The sequence below is a fragment of the Gemmatimonadaceae bacterium genome (genome assembly GCA_035533755.1).
Taxonomy (GTDB): Bacteria; Gemmatimonadota; Gemmatimonadetes; order Gemmatimonadales; family Gemmatimonadaceae; genus JAGWRI01.
Genome location: DATLTC010000026.1, coordinates 40,092 through 62,571, shown reverse-complemented (window position 1 = coordinate 62,571; position 22,480 = coordinate 40,092). Strand labels below are relative to the sequence as shown.

Here is a 22,480-nt window from a genome sequence, read left to right as displayed (position 1 = left end):
AAGAGCCATATTGATCGCGCTCGATGGACGGTCGCGGTTGCGGTCGGACTCGGGCTGACTTTGGTGGGCGCCTGTGACATGAACAAGCAGCTGCTGCAACCGCAGCAGCCCGGTGTCATCAGTCCGTCCGACGTGGTGGGCGTCACGGGCGCCGAAGCGCTACGCACCGGCGCCCTGGGCCGCTTCCGCGACTGGACCGTGGGCGGCGGCAACAACAACCAGGAGAACATGGTGCTGGAGACGGGCCTGTTCACCGACGAGTACAAGTCGGGCGACACCTTCTCCCAGCGCAACTCGTGGGACCAGCGCAACGTGCAGTCCAACGACGCGGTGGTCTCCCCGGCGTACACCACCATGCAGCAGGCCCGCGGCGGCATCCAGGACGCGATCCTCGCGCTGCAGCAGTACGTGCCGGGCACGCCGTCGGAAACCGGGCAGATGTACTTCCTGCTCGGCTACACCGAGATGCAACTGGGCGAGTTCTTCTGCAACGGCATCGCGCTCGGTTACACGGTGAACGGCTCGCCCAACTACACGCAGCCCCTCACCAACCAGGCCGTGTTCACCGTGGCCGGCACGCACTTCGATTCGGCGCTGGCGCTGACCACCGGCACCGACGCGTTCAGCGTGCAGATCCACAACGCGGCGGCCATCGCCAAGGCGCGCAATCTGGTGGATCTGGGCCAGTTCACGCAGGCCGCGGCCGCGGTGGCCGGCGTTCCCACCAACTACCAATTCACGATGACGTACGCCCAGACCAGTCAGGACAACGACATCTGGATCATGACCACCAACGTGCGCCGGTATACGGTGGGTGACAGCTTCGACATCGTGAACGGCGCCACGAACATCATCAAGAATGCGCTGCCGTTCGCGTCGGCCGGCGATCCTCGCGTGCCCGTGACCGGAGCCACGAACAACTTCGCCACCAAGTCGTTCGACGGCGCCACGGCGTACGTCGGTCAGGCGCTGTGGGGCCGGGACGACCCGAACGTGATCGTGTCGGGCATCGACGCGCGGCTGGTGGAAGCCGAGGCCAAGCTGCAGGCGGGAGACATCCCGGGGATGATGGTGATCCTGAATGCGCTGCGGGCCAGCACGCAGACGCTCGGCGTGTACAAGGTGCCGGTCATGACCGCACTCGCCACGCCGGGGAACGCCACCGACGCGCGGGCCCTGTTCTTCCGCGAGAAGGCCTTCTGGCAGTTCGGCCGCGGGATCAGGATGGGCGATCAGCGCCGGCTCATCAGGCAGTACCACCTGACGCAGGACAACGTGTTCCCCACCGGCGTCTTCTTCAAGAACGGCACCTACGGCACGGACGTGAACTTCCCCGTACCGGACGTCGACAAGAGCAATCCCAACTTCACGGGGTGCATCGACCGCAACGCCTGATCCCTCGGGACGGGCCGCGTGGTGAGCGGCACGATGGGATGCTGGGAACGTGGGGGGCGACGATGGTCGCCCCCCACGTTCGTTTCCCGCGCGGCAGCGCCGCCGCCGCGGTCACTTGCAGTGGCGGGTTGACGCGGGCGCGTCGCGCTGCGAGCATCATGCAACCTCGGAGCGACGATGACGCCACCTTCCGGAATGTCCGACGGACCCCAGCCCGGCCCCCTGGCCGGCGTGCTGACCGACAACCCGCAGCCGGGCACCATGCCGCACGGGTTCTTCGGCCATCCACGCGGCCTCTCGACCCTGTTCTTCACGGAGATGTGGGAGCGCTTCAGCTACTACGGCATGCGCGCGTTCCTCATTCTCTACATGGTGCACGTGCTCGGCTTCGACGACCGTCACGCCGGCTCGGTGTACGGCACGTACACGGGGAGCGTCTGGGCGGCCACGATCTTCGGCGGCATCATCGCCGACCGGTGGCTGGGGCAGTACAAGAGCGTGCTCATCGGCGGCATCATCATCGCGCTCGGGCACTTCACGCTGGCGTTCCACCCGCTGCCGTTCTTCTATGGCGGGCTGGCGCTGATCGTCATCGGCACGGGGCTCCTCAAGCCCAACGTGAGCGGCATCGTCGGGTCGCTGTACGAGACCAACGACGCGCGTCGCGACGCCGGCTTCTCGATCTTCTACATGGGCATCAACCTCGGGGCCGCCATCGGTCCGTTCATCGCCGGCTACCTGGCCCAGGAGGTGGATTGGCATCTCGGGTTCGCCTGCGCCGGCGTGGGGATGACGTTGGGCCTCATTCAGTACGTGCGCGGCCGGCGGCATCTGCAGCCGGCCATCGACCGGCTCGAGCGACAGCGGCGTGAGGCGGCCCAGGCGGCCGCGGCGGCCAAACGCCTGCGGGCGGCAGGCGGCGCGCAGGCCGCGTCGGCGGAGCCGGTGTTCTGGGGATTCACCAAGGTGGAGTGGAAGCGGCTGGCCGCGATGGCGGTGTTCTTCGCGTTCGCGGCCGTGTTCTGGGGCGCCTACGAGCAGGCGGGCTCCACCCTGAACCTGTTCGGCGACCGCTACACCCGCACGGTGATCCTGGGCTACAGCTTCCCGTCCAGCTGGTTCGTATCGGTCCAGGCGATTTTCGTGATCCTGCTCGCGCCGGCGTTCGCGTGGCTCTGGATGCGGCTCGGGAAGCACGAGCCGTCCACGCCCGCCAAATTCGCGGCCGGCCTGTTCTTCATCGGGATGTCGTTCGTGCTGCTGCTCATCCCGGCGTACGCGCTGCAGGCCTCGCCGAGTATTCGCGTGGCCCCGTTCTGGCTCATCGGCTGCTATTTCATCCAGGAGTTGGGCGAGTTGTCGTTGTCGCCGGTGGGACTCTCGGTGTTCACCAAGCTCGCGCCGGTGAAGATCGTGGGCCTGATGCTCGGCGTGTGGTTCCTGGCCGACGCGGTGGGGAACAAGGCGGCGGGGTACGCGGCGGGGTTCATCTCGTCCGCGCCGCTCCCCGAGTTGTTCGGCGTGATCGCGGGCGTGTGTCTGGGCGCGTCGGTCGTCGCGGCGCTGATGATCAAGCCCGTGAAGGGGCTGATGGGCGGGGTGCACTGACCCGCCTGTCGGCTCAGCGCGTGAGCCAGATGAAGGTCACGCAGCCCGATGACGCGATGGTTCCCGAGGCGTTTGCCATGGCAGCTGCCGCCATGCTGGCGCCGATGTCCAGCGCTCCCGCGCCCGGGTCGGTATGGGGCGCGCCGGCCGGCAGGTCCGTGGTCGTGTACGTCTCGATGCCGGCGACGTCGAACGGACTGACCAGGGCGTCGATCCCCTCGTTCAGGACGTGTCCCGTGCGCCGCGGCAGGAGCACGTGCACGCCGTCGATGTAGACGTTGCCCTCACAGATGCCGCGCCCGAAGTAGTGGGCGTCGGACACCAGCATCAGCCCCTGGATCTTGTCGCCGGTGATGAATGCCGTGGAGGGCGCGGCGCTGGTGAGACGTCGTTCGTAGAAGCCGTCGCGCCGGAGCGTCGTGCTGGTGTCGCTCTTCCCGAGCCAGACGGCATGGCCGCCCACGACGACGATCGTGGGCAGCAGGTGTCCCATGCGGAGCAGCGTCGTGGTGACCGGCGTCGAGTCGGCCAACGACATCGGGACGGCCAGGAGCGCGGGCTGGTATCCCAGCTTCTTGATCGTGACCACCGTGCCGCCGGTGTCGGCAAAGAAGACCGCGGCCGTTCCGGTCTTCGTGGTGCGCGTGGTGAGGTGGGTGAGCATGTCCGAGACGTCGGCGCCCTCGATCGGTTCGCCGGTCTCCTCGTCGAACACGCCGAGTACGCGGAAGTGCACAGGCCGGGTGGCGCTGGTGTCGGGCCGTGCGGCTGCGCGGGCGGTGTCCGCCTGGGCGCGGGCCGGGCGGGAGGCGATGACCAGTGCGCCGGCCGCCGCGAGCCAGGCGGCAAGGGGTGGGAATCGCGGGCGCATCGGTCGCAGCATGGGGGCTCCCGGGGATGCCGGTGGAATCCATTCGCGGACTCTGATACAACAATTGTATACAGTCCCTGCGGTGTCAAGCACGTGCTCCCCGGCCGGCCATTGCGAGCCGGCTTGCGTGCGGCGGGGAGACGCCCTACTATTGTCCGTATGTACGGACAATATGACAATTGCTCCCCCTGCGCACCTCCGCTCCTGCCGGATGCTCGTGACACCCGCTGCCCGCGGTACCGGAGGCTGTGCCGATCATGACTGGCGAGATGTCTGCGTTCACCTTTCTCGTGGAAGTGTTCGGGGCCTCCATCGCCGGCGGGGTTCTCGGGTCCATCGCCGGCATCGGCGGCGGCGTGATCATCGTCCCGGTGCTCACCGTGTTCCTGGGGATGGACATCCGGTATGCCATCGGCGCCAGCATCGTTTCGGTGATCGCCACCTCGAGCGGCGCCGGCGCCGTGTACGTCAGGGACCGCATCACCAACATCCGCATTGCCATGTTCCTGGAGGTGTTCACCGCACTGGGGGCGATCATCGGCGCCGCGCTCCTCGCCCCCTACATCCCGGTGAACTGGCTCTCCATCCTGTTCGGCATCACTCTCCTGACCTCGCTCATCCCGATCTTTCGCAAGTTCGGCGAGGAACTGCCCGAGGGCGTCGTGGATGATGCCATGGCCCGCCGGCTCCGCCTCGACGGCTCGTACTTCGACAAGCGCCTCAATCGCGAGGTCACCTACCACGTCACGGGCATCCCGCTGGCCTCGGGCTACATGTTCGTGGCCGGCATCGTCTCCGGGCTCCTCGGCATCGGCGCCGGCGTGGTGAAGGTGCTGGCGCACGAGATCGCGATGAAAGTGCCGTCCAAGGTGTCCACCGCCACCAGCAACTTCATGATCGGCGTGACCGCGGCGGCGGCGTCCGGCGTCTATCTCAACCGCGGGCTGGTGCTTCCCTTCGTCGTCGCGCCGGTGGCCACCGGGGTCCTCGTGGGAGCGTTCGCCGGGACCAAGCTGATGGAGCGGATGTCCAACAACCACATCCGCCTGGTGTTCGCGGTGGCGCTCGCACTGATCGGGGGACAGATGCTCGTTCGCGGACTGGGGGTACTCTGATGACTGTCGACGACACGACCCACGGCGCGGCCGGTCCGGTCCGCCACGAAGATCGCATTGCCATCGAGGACGTCTCGAGCTGGGTGCTGCGGATCGGCGTGGTGGCGAGCGTGGTCATCCTGCTCGTGGGCCTGGTCCTCTCGTTCGTCCATGGCGGGCTGACGCGGCACATCATGGAGACCAAGACCTTCGACCTCAACTTCGCCGCGCTGCGCCAGGGGATCATGACCCTCCAGGGATTCGCGTGGCTCGAACTCGGCATCTTCGTGCTCGTGCTCACGCCCATCCTTCGTGTGTTCACGGCGATGGTGCTGTTCGCGTTCGAAGAGCACGACGTGCTCTACACCAGCGTCACCTTTCTCGTGCTCGTGATGACCCTGGGGTCGCTGCTGTTCATTCACTGATCGGACGGCTCATGGAAGCGCTGAACCGCGAGAGTCCGATGCCGTTGTGGGCGCAGCTGGAAGCCCTGCTGCGTGCCCGCATCGCCTCGGGCGAGTTCGCGGATCGCTTTCCCACCGATGCCGAACTGGTCCGCAGCTACGGCGTGAGCCGGCACACGGCGCGCGCCGCGATCGCGCGGCTGCAGGCCGATGGGCTGGTGGAGCGGGAGCGCGGACGCGGCAGCCGGCTGCCGGTGGCCGCCGAACTCGAACAATCCATCGCGCCATTCTACAGCCTTGCCGCATCGATCAGCGGGAAGGGGATGGCCGAGCATTCCCTGGTCCAGCGCCAGGCGCTGGAGCGCAACGGGGAGGCCGCGTCACGCCTGGGCCTCGCGCCAGGCACCGGGCTGGTGCACATCCAGCGGATCCGCTTTGCGGGGGACGAGCCGCTCGCCCTGGACGATTCGTGGATCGTCGCCGATGCCGGCGATGCCCTGTTGCGGGCGGACCTTGGCCGCGGCTCGCTGTATGAACTGCTGGCCGGCCTGGCCAACGTGCGCGTCACCGGCGGGACGGAGCGGATCCGTGCCGCGCTGCCCGGCGCCCCCGTGCGCAAGTTGCTCGCGCTCCCGCGGGGCGAAGCCATCCTGGTGGTGGAGCGGGTGGCGTTTGCCGGCGACCGTCCGGTGGAGTATCGGCACAGCGAGGTGCGCGGCGATCGCTTTGCGTTCGTGGCCAACTGGAGCCGTCTGCCGCCGGCCCTCTGAGGCCACGGTCGCCAGACGACGAGTGACCCGGGCGGGTCTCGAACCCGCGACCTACGGATTAAAAGTCCGTTGCTCTACCAGCTGAGCTACCGGGTCGTGATGCAGCAAACTTCGCACATCGAAAAGAACTACACAACTCGGGTAAACGGGGCAGGGAACGGCTGACGGCGGGAGCTACGCCCACGCTTGCGCGACCGACGCGCGGGGCCCGCCCTACGCCTGCTTCGAGAACGCCGTCCCGAACAGCCGGTCCCAGTATCGCATGGTCACGCCGAAGTTCACTTCCGGAATGGCGTGGTGGATGCGATGCTGGGACTGGAGATGCCGGTACCAGGCGAACGGCAGCTTGTAGTGGTGCAGGCTGTGATGGAAGAAGCTGTAGCCCACGAACCCCGCAAACCATCCGGCGAGCAGTGCCGAGAAGCCGTGTACGCCGAGGCCCGTGGCCACGAACTGCTGCAGGGGCACGAACAGGATCGGCGTGACGATGAACGGCATGGCGATGTACGCCGTGGGATTCTCGTGATGCCGGTCGTGGCCCCGGCGCGTGATCGCCAGGCCCGGGACGTGGTACACCCAGCGGTGAAAGACGTATTCCGAGAACGTCCACGCGAATACGCCGGCCACGAACAACCCCGCGATCTCGATGCCGCCCACACGCAGGCGGAGCACGTCCCACGCCAGGAAAAACAGCATCAGCGACAGGTCCATCGCGTACGTCGCCCAGTAATTGCCCCTGGATTCCGACAGCCGCACCAGCCACGAGTCCGGCGGCTGGTCGATCGGGGACATTCCGTCATGAGCCAAGGTCGCCGTCCAGGTCGGGGGTGAAGGCACCGCCGGGCTACAGCCTGGCGCTCGTCGTGACACCGATCGCCACCGTCAGCACGGTTCGGACGATTTGACTCGATTGGGCCCCAAACGTCGCACATCGCCCGGGCGGGCGCAACTCGACGCCCTGGTGAGCGCCTTGCGCAAAGACGCATATTCACTCGCCCGCAACGGCATAGGGTGTTCGGCGGGTCGGCGGGTCGGCGGGTCGGCGGGTCGGCGGACCGGAGGAGGGAGCGTGGCCAGAGAACAGGGGCTCCAGCGCCAACTGCTCAAGCACGTGCTGCGCAACTCCGGTGGCATGAGCGCGGGCGAACTGCTGTTCGACCCCGTCACCGCGCTCCCCGGGCTGCCGCTGTTCGTGCGGCAGGTGGAGGAGGCGCTCCGTAGCCGCAAGACGGTGGGCATTCTCACGGTCAACATCGCCCGGTTCTCGAAACTCGAGGATGTGTACGGCTGGGAGCTCTTCGACGGCATCGTCCGCGGGGTGGCCCATGCGCTCAGGGAGATCAAGGACGAATCGCTGCGAAAGGACGATGCGCTCGCCGAGCTCACGATCAACGGAAACGTGTTCATCCTGATGCTGTCGCCGGCCCGGACCGCGAGGACGTTCAAGTTCAGCGATCTGCTGATGATCAAGGCGCGCATCGCCGAGCGGCTCGACGCCCACGTCGCGAAGACCCTGCATCCGGACCTGGTCTACCGGTTCAATTACTTCATCGGCGCGGCGATGATGAAGAAGGATCCCGCGGTCCGGCTGGAGCGGCTGATCTATCGCACCATCGACGAGGCGCTCGCCGACGCGACGTCGGAGGAACACGAACTCGTGCGGCGGCGGGCGCGCAAGCTGCGGGCGATCCTCACCGGCCGCCGCCTCATCACGCAGTTCCAGCCCATCCTCGACCTCCGCTCCCACCGCGTGCTCGGGTACGAGGCGCTGAGCCGCGGGCCGAAGGGGGAATTCACCTCGCCGGACGTGCTCTTCCGGATCGCCTATGAGGCCGACCTGGTCGTCAAGCTCGATGCCGTGTGTCGCGGGAACGCCGTGCGCTCGATCGGCAAGCTGGAGTCCGATCAGCTTCTGTTCATCAACATGGAGCCGAGTTCGATCTTCGATCCCAGGCTCATGGAGTCCATCCCGGCGCGTCGCAGGTCGCAGATCGTTTTCGAAATCACTGAACATGCCGCGATCGCCGACTTCCAGACCTTTCGACAAGCCGTGCAGATCGTGAAGCAGTGCGGCCTCAAGTTCGCCATGGACGACGTGGGGTCCGCGTATTCGGGGCTGCGCATCGTGTCGATGATCGAGCCCGACTTCATCAAGCTCGACATGGAGCTCACGCGCGAGGCGCGGCACAACCGGGTGAAGTTGGAGCTCCTCAAGGCCATGGTGGGCTTCTGCGCCGACGCCCGGATCCCGATGATCGTCGAGGGGATCGAAACGCCGGAGGAGCTGGATACGGTGACCCAACTCGGCGTGCAGCTGGTGCAGGGGTACCTGATCGGCCGTCCGGCGGCGCTTCCGGTCAGGGGAAAGGCGCGGCCGGCGCGTGCGATCCCGTCATAGGGCGGCGTCGAGCGGTCGGTGCCGCTTGAAGATGAATTCCGGCGCCAACGCGATCCCGATCACCGTCACCGGCAGGATCTGCTGCGCCTGGATGAGGATGGCCACCGCGATCGCGGCGCTCTGATTGAAGCCGAACGCGACGGCCGCCGCGGCGTAGAGCGCCTGGAACAGGCCCACGTTCCCCGGCGTCAGGTGCACCACGAATCCCAGGTTCACCGCGATCACCGCGGCCACCGACCCCGTGAGGGTGATGGGAAAGTGCACCGCCGCCGCCGTCAGATGAAACGTCGCGATCTGCAGCACCCACGATCCCACCGACAACAGCAGCGCTTGTACGATCGATGCCCCGGTGGACAGGTGCGAGATGGTGTGCATGAACGTCCTGCCGTGCCCGCGCAGCTTCTCGAAGCGCCGGCCGCCCGTCGCGGCAAGCCCTTCGCCGATGTCCATGCGATACAGCACGATCATCAACGCGGCGAGGGCGGCGAGGGTGGCCGTGGCCTCGGGCCGCCAGCGCGCTACCTCCCCGGGCAGCGGCAGCACCCAGAGGCCCAGCACCACCACCAACACGTACCCCACGAATCCGGTCAACCGGTCGAGCGTGAGGGTGGCGAGCACCTTGGAGTGGCTCACGTGCGTCGCGCGCGCCACGAAGACGACCTGCGCCGCCTCGCCTCCGTTGGCCACCAGCACATTGTTGAGCCCCGCTCCCGCGAACGTCGCTTTGAGCGCCAACCCAAACGATGGCGCGCCGACGCGTCGCAGGAACAGCCACCACCGCACGCCCTTGAGCGCCAGCGAGACGAGGTTCACGACGAGGGCCGCGACGAGCAGTTGCGGCGACGCCGTTCGGATCTCCCGCCAGGTGACTCCCCACTGCACATGGCGGGCGGCCACCACCAGGAGCACGATGGTGGCCAACGAGACCGCGACGCGCAGGAACCGGCCGAGCACGGTCCTCGCGCGGCCCGGTGCCGTGGGGCTGGGCACCGCTCCGGCCGTGTGTGAAGCCGGCGGCATCGAGGGGGCGCGCGGCGGAGCCATGGGATGAAGCTACCCACTTTCATGAAGCGAGATCGACCCCGTGCCGGCTCAATAGGTTGGGGCCGCACGGATCGCCCCCCCCCAACCGGGGCCCCCCACGCCCCCCAAAGGCCGCCCCCAGGTTGCCAATTGTGCAGCGGCGCGAAGTATGCTATCATTGAGGATGCAGTAACGGCGCCGTCCGGCGTCGGACATCCCTGGGGCGGACGAGGACCCGGCAGCATGCGGGTCCTTTTTTCTTCAGGGAGCTCCTTCGGGAGGCCATCGTGATGGCGTCATTCACGAACACACCAGGTACGTCGGCCAGTACGGCATCACCGGACTCCGACACACCACACATTTAGGGGTTCCACCATGCGTACGACCGGCACTGTCAAGTGGTTCAACGACGCCAAGGGCTTCGGTTTCATCACTCCCGCGGACGGCCAGAAGGATTGCTTCGTGCATCATTCGGCCATCCAGGGCGGCGGCTTCAAGTCGCTGGCCGAAGGCGAGAAGGTTGAGTTCGACGTCGTGCAGGGCCAGAAGGGCCCGGCGGCTGAGAACGTCACCAAGCTCGGCAACTAACACGGCTGCGTTGGGCCGCCTCGGCGGCCCGTCCAATGCCCCGCTCGACCTCAGGTCGGGCGGGGCATGGTGCATTCTGGGGGGACGTTTCGCGCCCGCCGACTGGCAGCGGGCAACGCCTACTGCGTGGGTTGGCCGAGGGTGGCTGGCAGCCCCAGTGACCGCAGCACCGCCAGGAACTGCGGGCTGGACCGGATGGGATCGAAAATCGGCGCCCGCAACGGTTCGAGGCTGAACTGTGGCGCGCGGTCCCTGGCCGCCGACTGGAGCGCCTGCAGCGCGGCCGTGGTGTCGCCCAATCCCAACATGGCGTGGGCAGCGGTGAGCGCCGCATCGGGGCTCTTGGCCTTGGCCGCCGCGTCGGCGATGGACCGGGCCTGCTGCGCATCGCCCGCCTTGGCGTACGCATAGGCCAGCATGTTCGATACCGCGTTGGACGCCGGGTGCCGCAGGGTGGCCAGGCGACGCGCCGCCTCGAGCGGGGCAAGGGCCGAGTCGGCGTCCCCGCCGAACAGGTACACCATGCCGAGGGCCAGGTGCGGGTTGTATATCGCGGAGTCCAGTACCAGGGCACCGCGTGCCGCGGTCAGGGCGCGCGCATGGTTGCCGGAAATGGCCAGGGCCACGGCGTAGGCGGCAAGAGTGGTGGCCGACGTCTGATCGAGGACCGTGGCGCGGCGCAGTTCGGCCACCGCCTCGGTCACCCGGCCCTGCACGAGCAGGTTCTGGCCCAGGCCCAGGTACGAGGCGGCGTTGCGCGGATCGATGGAGATGGCCTTGCGGTAGTCGCGTTCGGCGTCGGTCCACCGGAAGGCGGCGTTGTACAGCGCGGCGCGGGCTTCGTAGGCATCGGCCAGCGTGCTGTCGAGGGCGATGGCGCGCGTGGCGGCCACGATGCCGCGGGCCACGGCGGAGTCGGCGGGGTTGGTCTCGTCGAGCGGGAGCAGCGAGTACGCCCGCGCCTTGAGCGCGTATGCCTTGGCGAACGTGGAGTCGCGGAGGAGCGCGCTGCTCAGGGTGTCGATGGCCCGGTGCAGGGCGCGGGCGCCGCGTCGGCTCACGTAGCCGGTGGCGATGGTGTAGGCCTGGTACGCCGTGTCGTCCTTGGTGCCGCGGTCCGCCAGCGCCCGCGGCGACGACCCCAGCTGTGGCTCGAGGGCCTGGACGATGGACGAGGAGATGTCCTGCTGCACCGCGAACATGTCGCGCATGGTGCGATCGAAGACGTCGGCCCACACGGAGAATCCGCTGGCGGTGCTGACCAGGCGGGCGGTGATGCGCAGGCGCGTGCCGTCCTGTTGCACGGTGCCTTCGAGCACGTACCCCACGTGGTACTTGGCGCCCAGTTCCTGCTCGGTGGGGTACTGGTTGGGTCCCACGGTGGCGGGAGCGCGGAGGGCCACGCGCAGGCCCGGCAGCTGGGTGAGCTCGCTCACGAGTTCGCTGGTGATGCCGTCGGCCAGGTATGCGTCGGTGGAGTCGGCGCTCAGGTTGACGAACGGCACGACGAGCACGGCGTGCGTCTGGGTGGAGTCGGCGGCCAGCGTGGCGGGGGGAATGAGTGGCGTGCGGCGGCTGCGCACGACGCCGGTGACCGCGGCCGCCACGACCACCAATGTGACGAGGGCGGCGGCGACGCGGCGCCGCCGCCTGCGCGGCATGCTGAGGGTGGCCACGGCGCCGTCGCTGACGACGCTCGGATCCTCCAGGGCATTCACGATCTCGCGTGCCGTTTGCGGGCGGTGGTCGCGGTCCTTTTCCAGGCATTGCATGATCAACGCCACGAGCCGCGGGGGCAGCCCGGCCCGGATGTCGCCGAGCGGGCGCGGCGTCTGGGAGAAGTGCGCGGCGAGGAGCGCCTGGGGCGTGAGGGCGGCGAACGGCGGGCCGCCGGCCAGCATCTCGTACGCCATCACGCCCAGCGAGTAGATGTCGGCGCGGCCGTCCACGTCGGGGTCGGCGGCGATCTGCTCGGGCGCCATGTAGGCCGGCGTGCCCACCGTGGTGCCCACCTGCGTGAGGAAGCTGGACGCCGGCGCTCTGGCGGCGCGCTGGGCCGAGAGCACGGCCTTGGCGACGCCGAAATCCGTGACCATCGCCGAGCCCGAGGCGAGGAGCACGTTGTCGGGTTTGATGTCGCGATGCACGATGCCGCGTTCGTGCGCGTAGGCCAGCGCGCGGGCCACGTCGCGGAGGATGGTCACCACCTCGCGCACCGGCATCGGCCCCGACTGCATCATGTGCGCGCGGAGCGACTCGCCTTCGATGAACGGCATCGTGAAGTAGGGCAGGCCGTCCACCTCGCCCGACGTGAGCACGCCCACGATGTGGGGATTCTGCAGCGTGGCGGCCACGAGGATCTCGCGCGTGAACCGATCGAGCGACACGGCGGCCGCGAGCTCTGGCGACACGACTTTGACCGCAACCCGCCGGCTCAACGCCTGGTCGAAGGCCACGAACACACGCGACATGCCGCCGCCGCCGAGTTCGCGCTCGACGGTGTACGTGGGGCCCAGCGTATGTTGCAGCGCGTCGCGGATTTCAGTCATGAATGGTAGAGTGCCGTACGCGTGCGGGTGGCGCACCCGACCCCGTTCGCGCTCGTCGATGCCACTGTCAGAGTATACGCTCCGCGGGCAGAAAGCGCGGCGTTACCGCTGCTCTGAACATACGCGCCGCGTGCCCCTTTTGTTCCCGCGCGGTGTCGTCGGATTGCCCACACGGGATCCGCCGTTTCGCCGACGGCGCCCGTGGGCTACTCTCCTCACATTGCCTGCCACGCGCCCATCCGTGCAACCCCATGGAGGAGATGTGCCGGTTACCGAGAACCCGAATGCGGGCCAGACGCCGGCCCCTGAATCGCCGGTGCCGCAGGCCCCGTCGCTGGGGCCGATCCTCGCGCCCCGGAGCATCGCCGTGGTGGGGGCGTCGCGGACGCCGGGGACGATCGGCCACCAGTTATTGACCAATTTGATCACCGAAGGGTTCACCGGCGCCGTATACCCGGTGAACGCCAAGGCGCGCGCCGTGTGTTCCGTGCGAGCGGTGCCCTCGGTGTCGGACCTTCCGGAGCCGCCCGACCTGGCGGTGATCTGCGTGCCCAAGGAATCGGTGTTGGAGGTGGCGGACGAATGCGGCGCGATGGGCGTGCGCGGGCTGGTGGTGATCTCGGCCGGATTCCGCGAGGTGGGGGGCGACGGAACGGCGCTCGAGCGCGCGCTCGTGGACCAGGTGCGCCGCCACGGCATGCGCATGATGGGGCCCAACTGCATGGGCGTGATCAACACGCATCCCGGCATCTCGATGAACGCCACGTTCGCGCCCGGCATGCCGCCCACGGGCCACGCCGCGTTCGTGTCGCAGTCGGGGGCGCTGGGAGTGAGCGTGCTGGACTACGCGCGCGAGTACGGCATCGGGATCGCGCAGTTCGCGTCGGTGGGCAACAAGGCCGACGTGAGCGGCAACGATCTGCTCGAGCACTGGGAGCATGACGACAACGTGCGCGTGATCCTGATGTACGTGGAGAATTTCGGGAATCCGCGAAAGTTCCTGGAGATCGCCTCGCGGATCACGCGGCAGAAGCCGATCGTCGTGGTGAAGTCGGGGCGCTCCCGGGCGGGCGCGCGGGCCGCGTGGTCGCACACCGGCGCGCTCGCGGCTAGCGACACGGCGGTGGACGCGCTGCTGGCGCAGGCCGGCGTGCTGCGGGCGGCGTCGGTGGAGGAGTTGTTCGACATCGCGATGGCGCTGGGCGTGACGGCGCTGCCGCGGTCGCGTCGCACGGCCATCGTCACCAACGCCGGCGGGCCGGGGATCCTGGCGGCCGACGCGCTCGACGCGGCCGGCCTCGACGTGGTGGAGCTGAGCGCGCAGACGGTGGACGCGCTGCGGCCGCTGTTTCCGCCCGAGGCGTCGATCCGCAATCCGCTGGACATGATCGCGTCGGCCACGCCCGACGGCTACCGGCGCGCGGTGACCGCGTTCCTGGCCGATCCTGCCGTGGACGCCGTGCTGCCGATCTTCATTCCGCCGCTCAATTCGGAGCAGGAGGCGGTGGCGCAGGCGATCGCCGAGGCGGCGCGCACCAATCGCGACAAGCCGGTGCTGGCGGTGCTCATGGGCCGCCGCGGACTGCCGGAGGGGCGCGCCGAGCTGCACGCGGCGGGGATTCCCGCGTACGTGTTTCCCGAATCGGCGGCCCGCGCGCTGGCGGCGCTCAATCGGTACCGGGACTGGATCTCGCGGGAGCCGGAGCCGGCGGTGGCGCTGCCCGTGGATCGCGACGCGGCGGCCGCCATCGTGCGCCGCGCGTTGGCCGAGGGGCGTGAGCACCTGAGCGAATTCGACGCGCTGCAGGTGCTGGCCGCGTACGGCATTCCGGTGGCGCAGGCTACGCTGGCCACGGGGGCCGACGCCGCGGCTGAAGCGGCGTGCGCGCTCGGCTTTCCGGTGGCGCTCAAGATCGTCTCGCGCGACGTGATCCATAAGAGCGATGTGGGCGGCGTGCGTCTCGGGGTGCGGTCGGCGGCCGAGGCCCGCGCCGCGTTCGACGAGATCATGGCGGCGGTGGCGTCGCACGCGCCCAATGCGCGCGTCGACGGCGTGCTCGTGCAGCGCCTGGTGCAGGGCGGCCACGAGACGATCGCCGGCGTGGTGCGCGATCCCACGTTCGGACCGCTGGTCATGTTCGGGCTGGGCGGCGTGTTCGTGGAGGTGCTGCGCGACGTGGTGTTCCGGATCGCGCCGCTCGACCGCCGCACGGCCAACGAGATGGTGCGCGGCATCCGCGGACTCGGCATCCTCACCGGCGCGCGGGGCACCGAGCCGGCCGATCTCGCGGCGATCGCCGATGTCCTGCGGCGGCTGGCCCAGCTTGCGCTGGACCAGCCGGAGATCCTCGAGCTGGACGTGAATCCGTTGTTGGCGCAGGGGGGCGGCGCCATGGCCCTGGACGCGCGGGTGCGGTTGGCCCCCGCGCGCTGACCCGCGCTACTTGGGGAGCCGCGGGCTGGGGAGGCTCACCAGCACCGACGTGATGAGCAGCACGAGGCCGGCGAACGCGAGTTCGAGGCGAGCCGACCGCTGGATCTTGGCCGACGCGGCGTGCGTGCCGAGCGACGGCCGCACGCGGCGCCAGTTCCAGGCGCCCAGGGCGAGCACGATCGCCACCACGCACAGCTTGACGACCAGCGCGATGCCGTACGAGGTGGTCCAGAGCGCCGCCACGAACTTGAGGTGGCGCACGGCGGTGACCACGCCCGAGAGCACGAGCACGGCCACCGAGATCAGGGCCAGGGGCGAGAAGGCATTGATGAGATCGGCGATGGTGAGCGCCTTGTCCTCGTGCGTCTGATCGCTGCCCAGCACCGCGGGCACCGCGATCGTCATCAGCACGAACAGCGTGCCGATCCAGAGCGAGCCGGCGAGCACGTGCACCGGATTCACCAGCGTCTGCCAGTGCAGGCTGAGGATGTTCACCAGCGCCGCGGCCACGGTGGCGAATCCGGCCAGCGGCCAGCCGGCCGGCACGCGCGCCAGCGCGAGCAGGAAGCCGACGATGGCCAGCGCGGCGAGGACGAGCCGCACTCCCGTCTCGCCCTGGCCCGCCGTGAGGATGGTGGCGAGCGCGAGGTGGCGCTCCGCCATCACGCGCGCGATCCCTGCCGCCAGCAGGCCCGTGGCGAGCAGCATGCCCACCAGCCCGACGCCGGCGGCGCGCCGCGAGGCGATGGTCAAGATCGTGGTGCGCGGCGCGTCGGCGTCGGGGCGACCGAGCGCGCGCCCGAGCACACCATACCGGAGGCCGATGACGCCGAGGGAGAGATACTGGCCGATGAAACCGAGCAGTTCGCGAAGCGGGTCCGACAAGTTCATGGGACAGCCCGTGGTGAAAGGTGGATCGGTGCGCGGGGCACCCGTCCAACCTATCCCACCGCCCGGGATTTGGAAAATCCTCGGGGGCGGCTATCCCACGCGGGCGCGCAGCGCGGCGATGATGCGCTCCGCGGAGGGCCCGAGCTGCGCGCTCACCGCTTGGACCATCGCCACGTCGGCGGCGGTATATGCGCCGGAGGCGCCGGTGGTGGCCTCGTTCTGGATGCGACGCGCCAGCTTGCGAATGGCGGCCGTATTCTCGTGGGTCTCCGCCTCGCGCGCCGACGCGGCCTCCACGCTCACCGCGTAGCGCACGAGCGTCATGGCGTCGTTCATCGAGAGCGGCAATCGGGTCTCGGCGTCGTCGGCGATCATCGTGCGCTCCTCGGGGTGGCTACTGGAAGATACCCCATCCGCCGGGCGCGCGGCGCGGCGTGGTCAGTCGGTGAGCCCGGGGCGGTCGCGGACGGTCATCATCGTGCCCTGCATGAGGGCCACCAGGGTGCCCTCGCCGGCGGCGTCTCCGTCGTGGGCGCGCAGCTCCCCCTCACACACGGTGATCGTGCGGCCGGCCCGGCGCACGCGGCCCACGGCCACGAATCGACGGCCGGCGGCGGGCGCCAGCATGTTCACCTTGAACTCCACGCTCAACACGGCGGCGCCGGGCGGCATCAGCGTGAGCGCCGCGTAGCCGCACGCCGAGTCCACCACCGACGACACCACGCCGGCGTGCAGGAATCCGTGCTGTTGCGTGAGCGCGTGGCGGAACGGCAACTCGATGGCCACCTCGCCGGGCCGCACCACCGCGAGCGAGGCGCCCAGCGTGGCCATGAAGCTCTGGCGCGCGAAGCTGTCGCGCACCCGCTGCTCGAACGCCGGATCGACGGGCTCGAACCCGGTCATGGCGCGCCCCCGCGCGCGATCACGCGGCCGGCGTGGCCGAACGCAGTTCCGACGGCGGCACGGCGCCGATGGATCGGGTGCTCCCGCCGAGCAGGCGGCGGTGGTAGTCCACCTGGCCAAGGTGGAAGGTGAGATGCGTGGCGAGATGGATGAGCATGTCGGCCGTGGACACCTGGTGGCCCGACACGCTCTGCGGGAAGGTCTGCGCGAGCTCGGGCTCGGTGAGCCGCGCCGTCACGGCGCCGATCTCGGCGCACGCCAGATCGATCTCCCGCAACAGTTCAACGCGCGGAACATCGCGCGTGGCGAACTCGGCGTCGCGATGGCGCAGGTAGCCCGTGCCGCCGAGGAGCGCGCCCACGAAGTGGCGCAGGTTGCCGGCCAGGTGGAGCGTCAGCGTTCCCGCCGAGTTCGGAATGGCGGGGGTGAGGCGCCAGATGTCGGCTTCGTCGTCGTACGCTTCGAGTTCGCGGCGCAGCCCGTGCAGATCGCGCACGAGCACGCCGCCGATCAGTTCCGCGGTGGTCATCTGTGGCTCGTCTCGTGAAAGTGGGCGGTCAATGGCGCACGGCCGAGTCGATGAACTTGGTGAGATCGGCGCGGAACCGCGTCATGGACGGCTGGTCGATGTACACCATGTGTCCGGCGGTGAACCGGCCCACCGTGATGTCGTTGCGGCGGACTTCCGGCGACACATTGAGGTGCGCCAGCGTCCATTCCACGGCGTAGTACGGCGTGGCCGCGTCGTAGTAGCCTTCGGCCACGTAGAGCTTCATCCACGGATTCTTGGCGAAGGCGCGCTCGAGGTTGGGCGTCACGCTCGCGTAGCCGTTGGTGACGGGGAAGGGCCAGCGGCCGATGCCGCCGCCGAGGATGTAGTAGAGATCGTCGATCTTGTAGTCGAGCTCGTTGGTCAGGTACGAGGTGAGCACCGGCGTGAAGGAATTGCGGATGTTGACCTCGCTCGGATCGCCCACGCCGCCGCCGCCCCGCCCACCGGTGCCGGTGAGCGCGTACGCGGTGAACCGCCCGTCCAGCCGTCCCACCACCTGATCCTGGTCGCGCATGAGTTCCTGATCGAACTCGTTGAGCGGCACGCGCAGGTCGCTGCGCGCGATCACGTCCTTGGAGAGCCCGGTGAGCCGCGCCATGTCGTCCACCACCTTCTGGCGGTCGGCGGCCGGGAGCCGCGCGCCCTGGTACAGCGCCGACGCGTACTCGCCCGACGCCCACTGCTCGGCCATCGCCGCCACGTTGGCCACCGGCATCGCCTGCAGGTCTGGCGCCAGCTTCTTGTGGTACCAGGCCGTGGCCGCGTACGTCGGGATGAAGTTCACGAACCCGATGTCGTTGCCCTTGGCCTGCGACGACGCCTCGAAGTCGAGCACGGTGCTGATGAGCACCACGCCGTTCACCACGATGCCGGCGTCGGCGAGCGTGCCCGAGAGACCCGCGGCGCGCGTGGTGCCATAGCTCTCGCCCATGAGGAACTTGGGCGAACTCCAGCGGTTGTAGCGCGTGAGATACAGGCGGACGAACTCGCCCACCGTCTGCAGATCCTCGTTGAGCCCCCAGAACTTCTCGCCCAGCTGCGGCGACGCGGCGCGGCTGTAGCCGGTGCCCACTGGATCGATGAACACCATGTCCGTCTGGTCGAGCAGCGTGTTCGGGTTGTCCTCGTACGTGTACGGCGGCGGCCCCGACTCGCCGTCCGGCGCCAGGCGCACGCGCTTGGGGCCGAAGGCGCCCAGATGCAGCCACACGCTCGACGAGCCCGGCCCGCCGTTGAAGATGAACGACAGCGGACGGGTGGACGGGTTCTGGCCGTCCTTCACGTACGCCTCGAAGAAGATCCCGCCTTCGGTGACGCCGGTGGTGGTGTTGCGAATGGGCAGCATGCCCGCGTACGCCGTGTAGGCGATGGTCTGGCCGTTCACCGTGATCGTGTGGTGCGTGACCACCGGCGGCACCTCGGTCATGGCGATCACGCGCTCGGGATTGCCCATCGCGGTGTCGCGCAACCCGGCCGCAGCCCGCGCGGCGCGTGGCCCGCCCTCGCTCTCGGCGCCGGTGCCGCGCCCGCCGCGCCCCGCGCGGCCGCCGCTCTGCGCGGCAGCAGGCTGCGGAACCGCCAACACTCCGCCCACGATCAAGGCGATCAGTGCACGACTCGCGATCCGGGGAATGCGACGGGGCGCCTCGGCGCCGCCCGCACGATGCGTTCGTGACATGCCGGGAACTCCAGTGATGATGGGACGGAAGGGGACGGTGGGGGCCGCGAGAAACGGCGTCGCATTCTCCCGGCGCGACGAAGCTATCAGCAGAACGCGCGGTCCGCTACACGGCGGGCGCCGGGCGGCGGTGGCGGGGCTTCCCGGCCGTCGTAGATTGCCCTGGAACCCCGAGGCGCGGCGCAGCGGCGCGCCAGGAGACCACACGATGGACACCGAAGCAGGGGACGAGCGGTCGGCGCCGGGCCGGCGGGACTACGTGGGCGACGGCATCGTGGTGCACTGGGATCCGGTGGTGTGCCAACATTCGGGCATCTGCGCGCGGTCGCTGGGCCGCGTGTTCCGCCCGCGATCCCGCCCGTGGGTGCACGTGCACGAGGCCGGCGCCGACGACATCGCGGCCACGATCGACCGCTGCCCGAGCGGAGCGCTGGGCTACACGCGGCTCGAGCGCGACGACGGCTGACGGTGCGACGCGGCGCGCTTACGCGCTGCCGCCCTCGAACCCCTTGACCTTGTCCAGCCGACGCACATAGCGGGCGAGTTCCTTGAATTGCGCGCCGAGGAACGCCGCCACGAGCTCCGCCGCCACTTCGGGGCCGATCACGCGGCCGCCCAGGCACAGCACGTTCATGGCGTCGTCCTCCACGCCCTGACGGGCCGCGTAGGTGTCGTGGCAGATCGCGGCCCGCACGCCGGCAAATTTGTTGGCGGCCACCGAGATGCCCACGCCGCTCCCGCAGATCAGCACGCCACGCTCGGCGCGTCCGTCGCCGATGGCCAGGGCCACGGCATGCGCGAAATCCGGGTAGTCATCCCCTGGATCGAGCCGTTGAGCCCCGCAATCGAGCAGTTCGTGCCCGCAGGCCGCGATCGCGCGCGCCACGCGCTCCTTGAGCGCGAATCCCCCGTGGTCCGTTCCGAGCGCGACGATCATGCGGTTCAATCTAAAGTTCCATGTTCGCGGAGCTAGACCTTGTCGCGCGCCGTCCTTATAGTGGAGAGGTGAAACGCACTGCCTCCGCACTCGTGGCCGCGTTCGCGCTGGCCGCGTGCGCGCAGCATCTTGCGCCCGCGCCGGGCCCGGCGCCCGATCCCGCGCCCCCGGCCGTAGGTCCGCCGGCCGCGACGCCGGCCCTCGTCCCGGGCGCAACGGCCGCTCCGCCAGCAGCGCGCACGGCTGCCGATTCCGCCGCTGCCGACTCGGCCACGGTCAGCGACAGCGAGGTGGCGACCAGCGCCTCCAAGATGTTCGGCGATTCCGCCGTCGCTCCCGCCGCCGGCCCCGCCAAGCCCACCTGGGACCTCGACGTGCGCTCGTACGAGACCCGCGATCGCGTGCAGCATTACGTGTCGATGTTCACCGGGACGGCCAGGGAGCACATCACGCAGCGTCTGGAAGACGGCACGCGGTACGAGCCGATGATCCGCGCCACGTTCCGCGCCGCCGGGATTCCGGAAGACATGTACTACCTGGGGCTCATCGAGAGCGGCTTCGACCCCAACGCGTACTCCAAGGCGGCCGCGGTGGGGATGTGGCAGTTCATGGCGTCCACGGCGCGCGGCGAAGGGCTCCGCGTGGACTGGTGGATTGACGAGCGGCGCGATCCCGTGAAGTCGACGGCCGCCGCGGCGCACTTTCTCAAGGAGCTGAACGACCAGTTCGGTTCCTTCTATCTGGCCGCGGCCGCGTACGACGGCGGGCCGGGACGCATCTCGCGCGGCCTGGCCCGCTACGCCGACGACTTCCAGGACACCACGGGCAACGATCTGTATTTCCAGTTGGCCGACAAGGACTACCTGCGCCGCGAGACGCGCGAGTACGTGCCCCAACTGATCGCCGCCGCCCTCGTGGCCAAGGATCCGCGCCGCTACGGCATGGACATCAAGCCCGAGTCGGCCTTCGTCTACGACTCGGTGCGCGTGCCGCCGCTCACGCCCCTGGCGGCGATCGCCAGGGCCAGCGGCACCACCGTGGCCGTGGTACAGTCGCTGAATCCGCAGGTCCTGCGGGGGATGGCCCCACCGGACGATTCGCTGGAGGTGCGCATTCCGCTGGGGTCGCGCGCCGCATTCGACAGCCTGTTCTCCGCACTCCCCCGATCGGACCGCGTGGGCGCGGAGTACGTGCGCTCCAAGTCGGGTCAGTATTTCGAGACCATTGCCCGCAAGCACGACCTCACGGCGCGCGACCTGGCCGAGTTCAATCCGCGCGTGAAGCACTACCGCAGCGGGCACCTGGTGCCGGGCCAGGAGGTGCTGGTGCCCACCAGGGTCGTGGTGGCGGCCGCGCGCTCCATTCCGGATCCGTCCATCGAGCGCTACTCCACGGCCGGCGGCCGATACGTGGTGCGCAAGGGCGACACGCTGGGGCGGCTGGCCCTGCACTACCACACCACGGTCAGGCATCTGATGGAACTCAACGGCCTGCATCGCCCCGTGATCCTCATCGGGCAGACCCTGATCGTGTCGGGCACCGCGCGGCGGGCCGCCGCGCATCCGGCGGCGAAGAAGAAACCCGCGAAGGCCAAACGCCGGTAGCGCCGCGGCGGCGCCCCGGCACCGGTCAGTCGATGACGCCGGGGCCCTTGTAGCCCTTCATCAGGATGCGGTCGTACCCGTTGGTCGGGTTGCGGCCCTCGGCGGTGGCCGTGCGGACCGCCACCTCGCCACGGTTGTAGACCAGAAGGGCGAGGTCGATCTTGCCGCTGTACTGCTCGACGAGCGTGTGGAGATACCGGAACCCGATGTGCAGGTTGAGCTCCGGGTCCAGCAGCTGGTCGGCCCGCACGCCCTTCTGATAGAAGCGCGCCGTGGCGGGCATGAGCTGCGTAAGGCCCACGGCCCCCGCCTGGCTCACGGCCTTGGGGTTGAAGTCGCTCTCGAGATTCACCAGCCGGAAGGCCAGCTCCGGGTCGATGCCCTCGGCCAGCGCCACGTCGTAGATCTTGGCCGTGAGATCGGCCGAGACACCGTAGCGCCCGGAATAGGTGATGATCTCGTTTGCGCGGTCGAGCCGTTGCTGGAGGTAGTTCAACTGGCCCTGGGTGCTGGCGAGCTGACCCCGGAGGGACGCGGTCTCGCTGAGCGGGGCCGAAGACCGCTCGTGCCGCACCACGGCGGCCTGCGCCAGGTCGGTGGACGGAGACGGATAGAGCACCAGGATGATTGCCGCGGCAGCTCCAGCGCCAGCAATCGCGAGCAAACGTTTCATCCGACGGCGGCGTCGGATGGCGTCTCCCCGGTGCACGTACGTGCCAGTTAGATCGCGCATAAAGTCTTTGATTGCAGGAACTTAGGTTCTTCTGGCGATCCTGCCGC

At 69.1% G+C, this 22,480-nt stretch carries 21 protein-coding genes and 1 tRNA gene; 10 read left to right on the top strand and 12 right to left on the bottom strand.

Features of this window, described 5'->3' with window-relative positions; genetic code table 11:
• Nucleotides 1-78: 78 nt before the first annotated feature.
• Nucleotides 79-1,395, top strand: a complete 1,317-nt coding sequence (locus VNE60_04495; GenBank protein ID HVB30768.1) for a hypothetical protein — start codon at nt 79-81, stop codon at nt 1,393-1,395.
• A gap of 177 nt (nt 1,396-1,572) precedes the next feature.
• Nucleotides 1,573-3,003, top strand: coding sequence for a peptide MFS transporter (locus tag VNE60_04490; GenBank protein ID HVB30767.1), 1,431 nt, complete (start codon nt 1,573-1,575; stop codon nt 3,001-3,003).
• Between the two features lie 13 nt (nt 3,004-3,016).
• On the opposite strand, the gene VNE60_04485 is transcribed toward VNE60_04490, so the two are convergent.
• Complete coding sequence (locus tag VNE60_04485) at nt 3,017-3,886, bottom strand: hypothetical protein (GenBank protein ID HVB30766.1); 870 nt, start codon at nt 3,884-3,886, stop codon at nt 3,017-3,019.
• Nucleotides 3,887-4,131: 245 nt separating this feature from the next.
• Between VNE60_04485 and VNE60_04480 the strand changes: the two genes are divergently transcribed.
• Genes VNE60_04480 through VNE60_04470 form a run of 3 tightly spaced genes read left to right on the top strand, consistent with a single transcriptional unit; the run spans nt 4,132 to nt 6,142 of the window.
• A complete protein-coding gene (locus VNE60_04480; protein ID HVB30765.1) occupies nt 4,132-4,989 on the top strand; it encodes a sulfite exporter TauE/SafE family protein in 858 nt (285 codons plus the stop codon).
• Nucleotides 4,989-5,393 (top strand): DUF1634 domain-containing protein, encoded by a 405-nt coding sequence (locus VNE60_04475; GenBank protein HVB30764.1) that lies wholly within the window; start codon nt 4,989-4,991, stop codon nt 5,391-5,393. Before VNE60_04480 ends, VNE60_04475 begins: the two co-directional genes overlap by 1 nt.
• An 11-nt stretch (nt 5,394-5,404) precedes the next feature.
• On the top strand, nt 5,405-6,142 hold the full coding sequence (locus tag VNE60_04470; GenBank protein HVB30763.1) for a GntR family transcriptional regulator: 738 nt from the start codon (nt 5,405-5,407) through the stop codon (nt 6,140-6,142).
• A gap of 23 nt (nt 6,143-6,165) precedes the next feature.
• Here the strand turns inward: VNE60_04470 and VNE60_04465 are convergent.
• Together VNE60_04465 and VNE60_04460 are read right to left on the bottom strand one after the other, a co-directional pair.
• Nucleotides 6,166-6,238 (bottom strand) — tRNA-Lys (locus VNE60_04465).
• Nucleotides 6,239-6,355: 117 nt separating this feature from the next.
• A complete protein-coding gene (locus VNE60_04460; protein HVB30762.1) occupies nt 6,356-6,934 on the bottom strand; it encodes a sterol desaturase family protein in 579 nt (192 codons plus the stop codon).
• 277 nt (nt 6,935-7,211) lie between these two features.
• Here VNE60_04460 and VNE60_04455 point away from each other — a divergent pair, with 277 nt between their 5' ends.
• Complete coding sequence (locus VNE60_04455) at nt 7,212-8,540, top strand: EAL domain-containing protein (GenBank protein ID HVB30761.1); 1,329 nt, start codon at nt 7,212-7,214, stop codon at nt 8,538-8,540.
• Here VNE60_04455 and VNE60_04450 read toward each other — a convergent pair.
• On the bottom strand, nt 8,535-9,584 hold the full coding sequence (locus VNE60_04450) for a lysylphosphatidylglycerol synthase transmembrane domain-containing protein (GenBank protein HVB30760.1): 1,050 nt from the start codon (nt 9,582-9,584) through the stop codon (nt 8,535-8,537). The genes VNE60_04455 and VNE60_04450 overlap by 6 nt on opposite strands.
• A gap of 354 nt (nt 9,585-9,938) precedes the next feature.
• Here VNE60_04450 and VNE60_04445 point away from each other — a divergent pair, with 354 nt between their 5' ends.
• Nucleotides 9,939-10,151 carry a cold shock domain-containing protein gene (locus VNE60_04445; protein ID HVB30759.1) on the top strand — a complete coding sequence of 71 codons (213 nt, stop codon included), beginning with the start codon at nt 9,939-9,941 and terminating at the stop codon, nt 10,149-10,151.
• Between the two features lie 119 nt (nt 10,152-10,270).
• Here VNE60_04445 and VNE60_04440 read toward each other — a convergent pair whose 3' ends face one another.
• Complete coding sequence (locus VNE60_04440; GenBank protein ID HVB30758.1) at nt 10,271-12,700, bottom strand: protein kinase; 2,430 nt, start codon at nt 12,698-12,700, stop codon at nt 10,271-10,273.
• A gap of 262 nt (nt 12,701-12,962) precedes the next feature.
• On the opposite strand from VNE60_04440, the gene VNE60_04435 reads away from it, so the two are divergent.
• Nucleotides 12,963-15,134: an acetate--CoA ligase family protein gene (locus tag VNE60_04435; protein HVB30757.1), complete on the top strand. Its 2,172-nt coding sequence runs from the start codon at nt 12,963-12,965 to the stop codon at nt 15,132-15,134.
• Between the two features lie 6 nt (nt 15,135-15,140).
• Here the strand turns inward: VNE60_04435 and VNE60_04430 are convergent, their stop codons facing one another.
• From VNE60_04430 to VNE60_04410, 5 genes are all read right to left on the bottom strand, one after another.
• Nucleotides 15,141-16,025 carry a CopD family protein gene (locus VNE60_04430; protein ID HVB30756.1) on the bottom strand — a complete coding sequence of 295 codons (885 nt, stop codon included), beginning with the start codon at nt 16,023-16,025 and terminating at the stop codon, nt 15,141-15,143.
• Between the two features lie 90 nt (nt 16,026-16,115).
• Nucleotides 16,116-16,400, bottom strand: coding sequence for a hypothetical protein (locus tag VNE60_04425; GenBank protein ID HVB30755.1), 285 nt, complete (start codon nt 16,398-16,400; stop codon nt 16,116-16,118).
• 63 nt (nt 16,401-16,463) lie between these two features.
• Nucleotides 16,464-16,928 carry a PaaI family thioesterase gene (locus VNE60_04420; protein HVB30754.1) on the bottom strand — a complete coding sequence of 155 codons (465 nt, stop codon included), beginning with the start codon at nt 16,926-16,928 and terminating at the stop codon, nt 16,464-16,466.
• Nucleotides 16,929-16,947: 19 nt separating this feature from the next.
• Nucleotides 16,948-17,457: a DUF664 domain-containing protein gene (locus VNE60_04415; GenBank protein ID HVB30753.1), complete on the bottom strand. Its 510-nt coding sequence runs from the start codon at nt 17,455-17,457 to the stop codon at nt 16,948-16,950.
• Nucleotides 17,458-17,485: 28 nt separating this feature from the next.
• Complete coding sequence (locus VNE60_04410) at nt 17,486-19,159, bottom strand: hypothetical protein (GenBank protein HVB30752.1); 1,674 nt, start codon at nt 19,157-19,159, stop codon at nt 17,486-17,488.
• Between the two features lie 208 nt (nt 19,160-19,367).
• Here VNE60_04410 and VNE60_04405 point away from each other — a divergent pair, with 208 nt between their 5' ends.
• Complete coding sequence (locus VNE60_04405) at nt 19,368-19,625, top strand: (4Fe-4S)-binding protein (protein HVB30751.1); 258 nt, start codon at nt 19,368-19,370, stop codon at nt 19,623-19,625.
• Nucleotides 19,626-19,643: 18 nt separating this feature from the next.
• Here the strand turns inward: VNE60_04405 and rpiB are convergent, their stop codons facing one another.
• Nucleotides 19,644-20,096: a ribose 5-phosphate isomerase B gene (rpiB, locus tag VNE60_04400; GenBank protein HVB30750.1), complete on the bottom strand. Its 453-nt coding sequence runs from the start codon at nt 20,094-20,096 to the stop codon at nt 19,644-19,646.
• Nucleotides 20,097-20,164: 68 nt separating this feature from the next.
• Here rpiB and VNE60_04395 point away from each other — a divergent pair, with 68 nt between their 5' ends.
• On the top strand, nt 20,165-21,700 hold the full coding sequence (locus tag VNE60_04395) for a transglycosylase SLT domain-containing protein (protein HVB30749.1): 1,536 nt from the start codon (nt 20,165-20,167) through the stop codon (nt 21,698-21,700).
• 25 nt (nt 21,701-21,725) lie between these two features.
• Here VNE60_04395 and VNE60_04390 read toward each other — a convergent pair whose 3' ends face one another.
• On the bottom strand, nt 21,726-22,373 hold the full coding sequence (locus VNE60_04390; GenBank protein ID HVB30748.1) for a transglycosylase SLT domain-containing protein: 648 nt from the start codon (nt 22,371-22,373) through the stop codon (nt 21,726-21,728).
• Between the last annotated feature and the right edge of the window lie 107 nt (nt 22,374-22,480).

What these genes read in the sequence shown, in the direction of transcription:
- VNE60_04480 (HVB30765.1), top strand. Translation starts at nt 4,132, where the DNA reads ATGACTGGCGAGATGTCTGCGTTCACCTTTCTCGTGGAAGTGTTCGGG.
- VNE60_04420 (HVB30754.1), bottom strand. Translation starts at nt 16,928, where the DNA reads ATGACCGGGTTCGAGCCCGTCGATCCGGCGTTCGAGCAGCGGGTGCGC.
- VNE60_04410 (HVB30752.1), bottom strand. Translation starts at nt 19,159, where the DNA reads ATGTCACGAACGCATCGTGCGGGCGGCGCCGAGGCGCCCCGTCGCATT.
- VNE60_04415 (HVB30753.1), bottom strand. Translation starts at nt 17,457, where the DNA reads ATGACCACCGCGGAACTGATCGGCGGCGTGCTCGTGCGCGATCTGCAC.
- rpiB (HVB30750.1), bottom strand. Translation starts at nt 20,096, where the DNA reads ATGATCGTCGCGCTCGGAACGGACCACGGGGGATTCGCGCTCAAGGAG.
- VNE60_04460 (HVB30762.1), bottom strand. Translation starts at nt 6,934, where the DNA reads ATGTCCCCGATCGACCAGCCGCCGGACTCGTGGCTGGTGCGGCTGTCG.
- VNE60_04475 (HVB30764.1), top strand. Translation starts at nt 4,989, where the DNA reads ATGACTGTCGACGACACGACCCACGGCGCGGCCGGTCCGGTCCGCCAC.
- VNE60_04490 (HVB30767.1), top strand. Translation starts at nt 1,573, where the DNA reads ATGACGCCACCTTCCGGAATGTCCGACGGACCCCAGCCCGGCCCCCTG.
- VNE60_04405 (HVB30751.1), top strand. Translation starts at nt 19,368, where the DNA reads ATGGACACCGAAGCAGGGGACGAGCGGTCGGCGCCGGGCCGGCGGGAC.
- VNE60_04495 (HVB30768.1), top strand. Translation starts at nt 79, where the DNA reads ATGAACAAGCAGCTGCTGCAACCGCAGCAGCCCGGTGTCATCAGTCCG.
- VNE60_04470 (HVB30763.1), top strand. Translation starts at nt 5,405, where the DNA reads ATGGAAGCGCTGAACCGCGAGAGTCCGATGCCGTTGTGGGCGCAGCTG.
- VNE60_04425 (HVB30755.1), bottom strand. Translation starts at nt 16,400, where the DNA reads ATGATCGCCGACGACGCCGAGACCCGATTGCCGCTCTCGATGAACGAC.
- VNE60_04430 (HVB30756.1), bottom strand. Translation starts at nt 16,025, where the DNA reads ATGAACTTGTCGGACCCGCTTCGCGAACTGCTCGGTTTCATCGGCCAG.
- VNE60_04390 (HVB30748.1), bottom strand. Translation starts at nt 22,373, where the DNA reads ATGAAACGTTTGCTCGCGATTGCTGGCGCTGGAGCTGCCGCGGCAATC.
- VNE60_04445 (HVB30759.1), top strand. Translation starts at nt 9,939, where the DNA reads ATGCGTACGACCGGCACTGTCAAGTGGTTCAACGACGCCAAGGGCTTC.
- VNE60_04440 (HVB30758.1), bottom strand. Translation starts at nt 12,700, where the DNA reads ATGACTGAAATCCGCGACGCGCTGCAACATACGCTGGGCCCCACGTAC.
- VNE60_04485 (HVB30766.1), bottom strand. Translation starts at nt 3,886, where the DNA reads ATGCTGCGACCGATGCGCCCGCGATTCCCACCCCTTGCCGCCTGGCTC.
- VNE60_04450 (HVB30760.1), bottom strand. Translation starts at nt 9,584, where the DNA reads ATGGCTCCGCCGCGCGCCCCCTCGATGCCGCCGGCTTCACACACGGCC.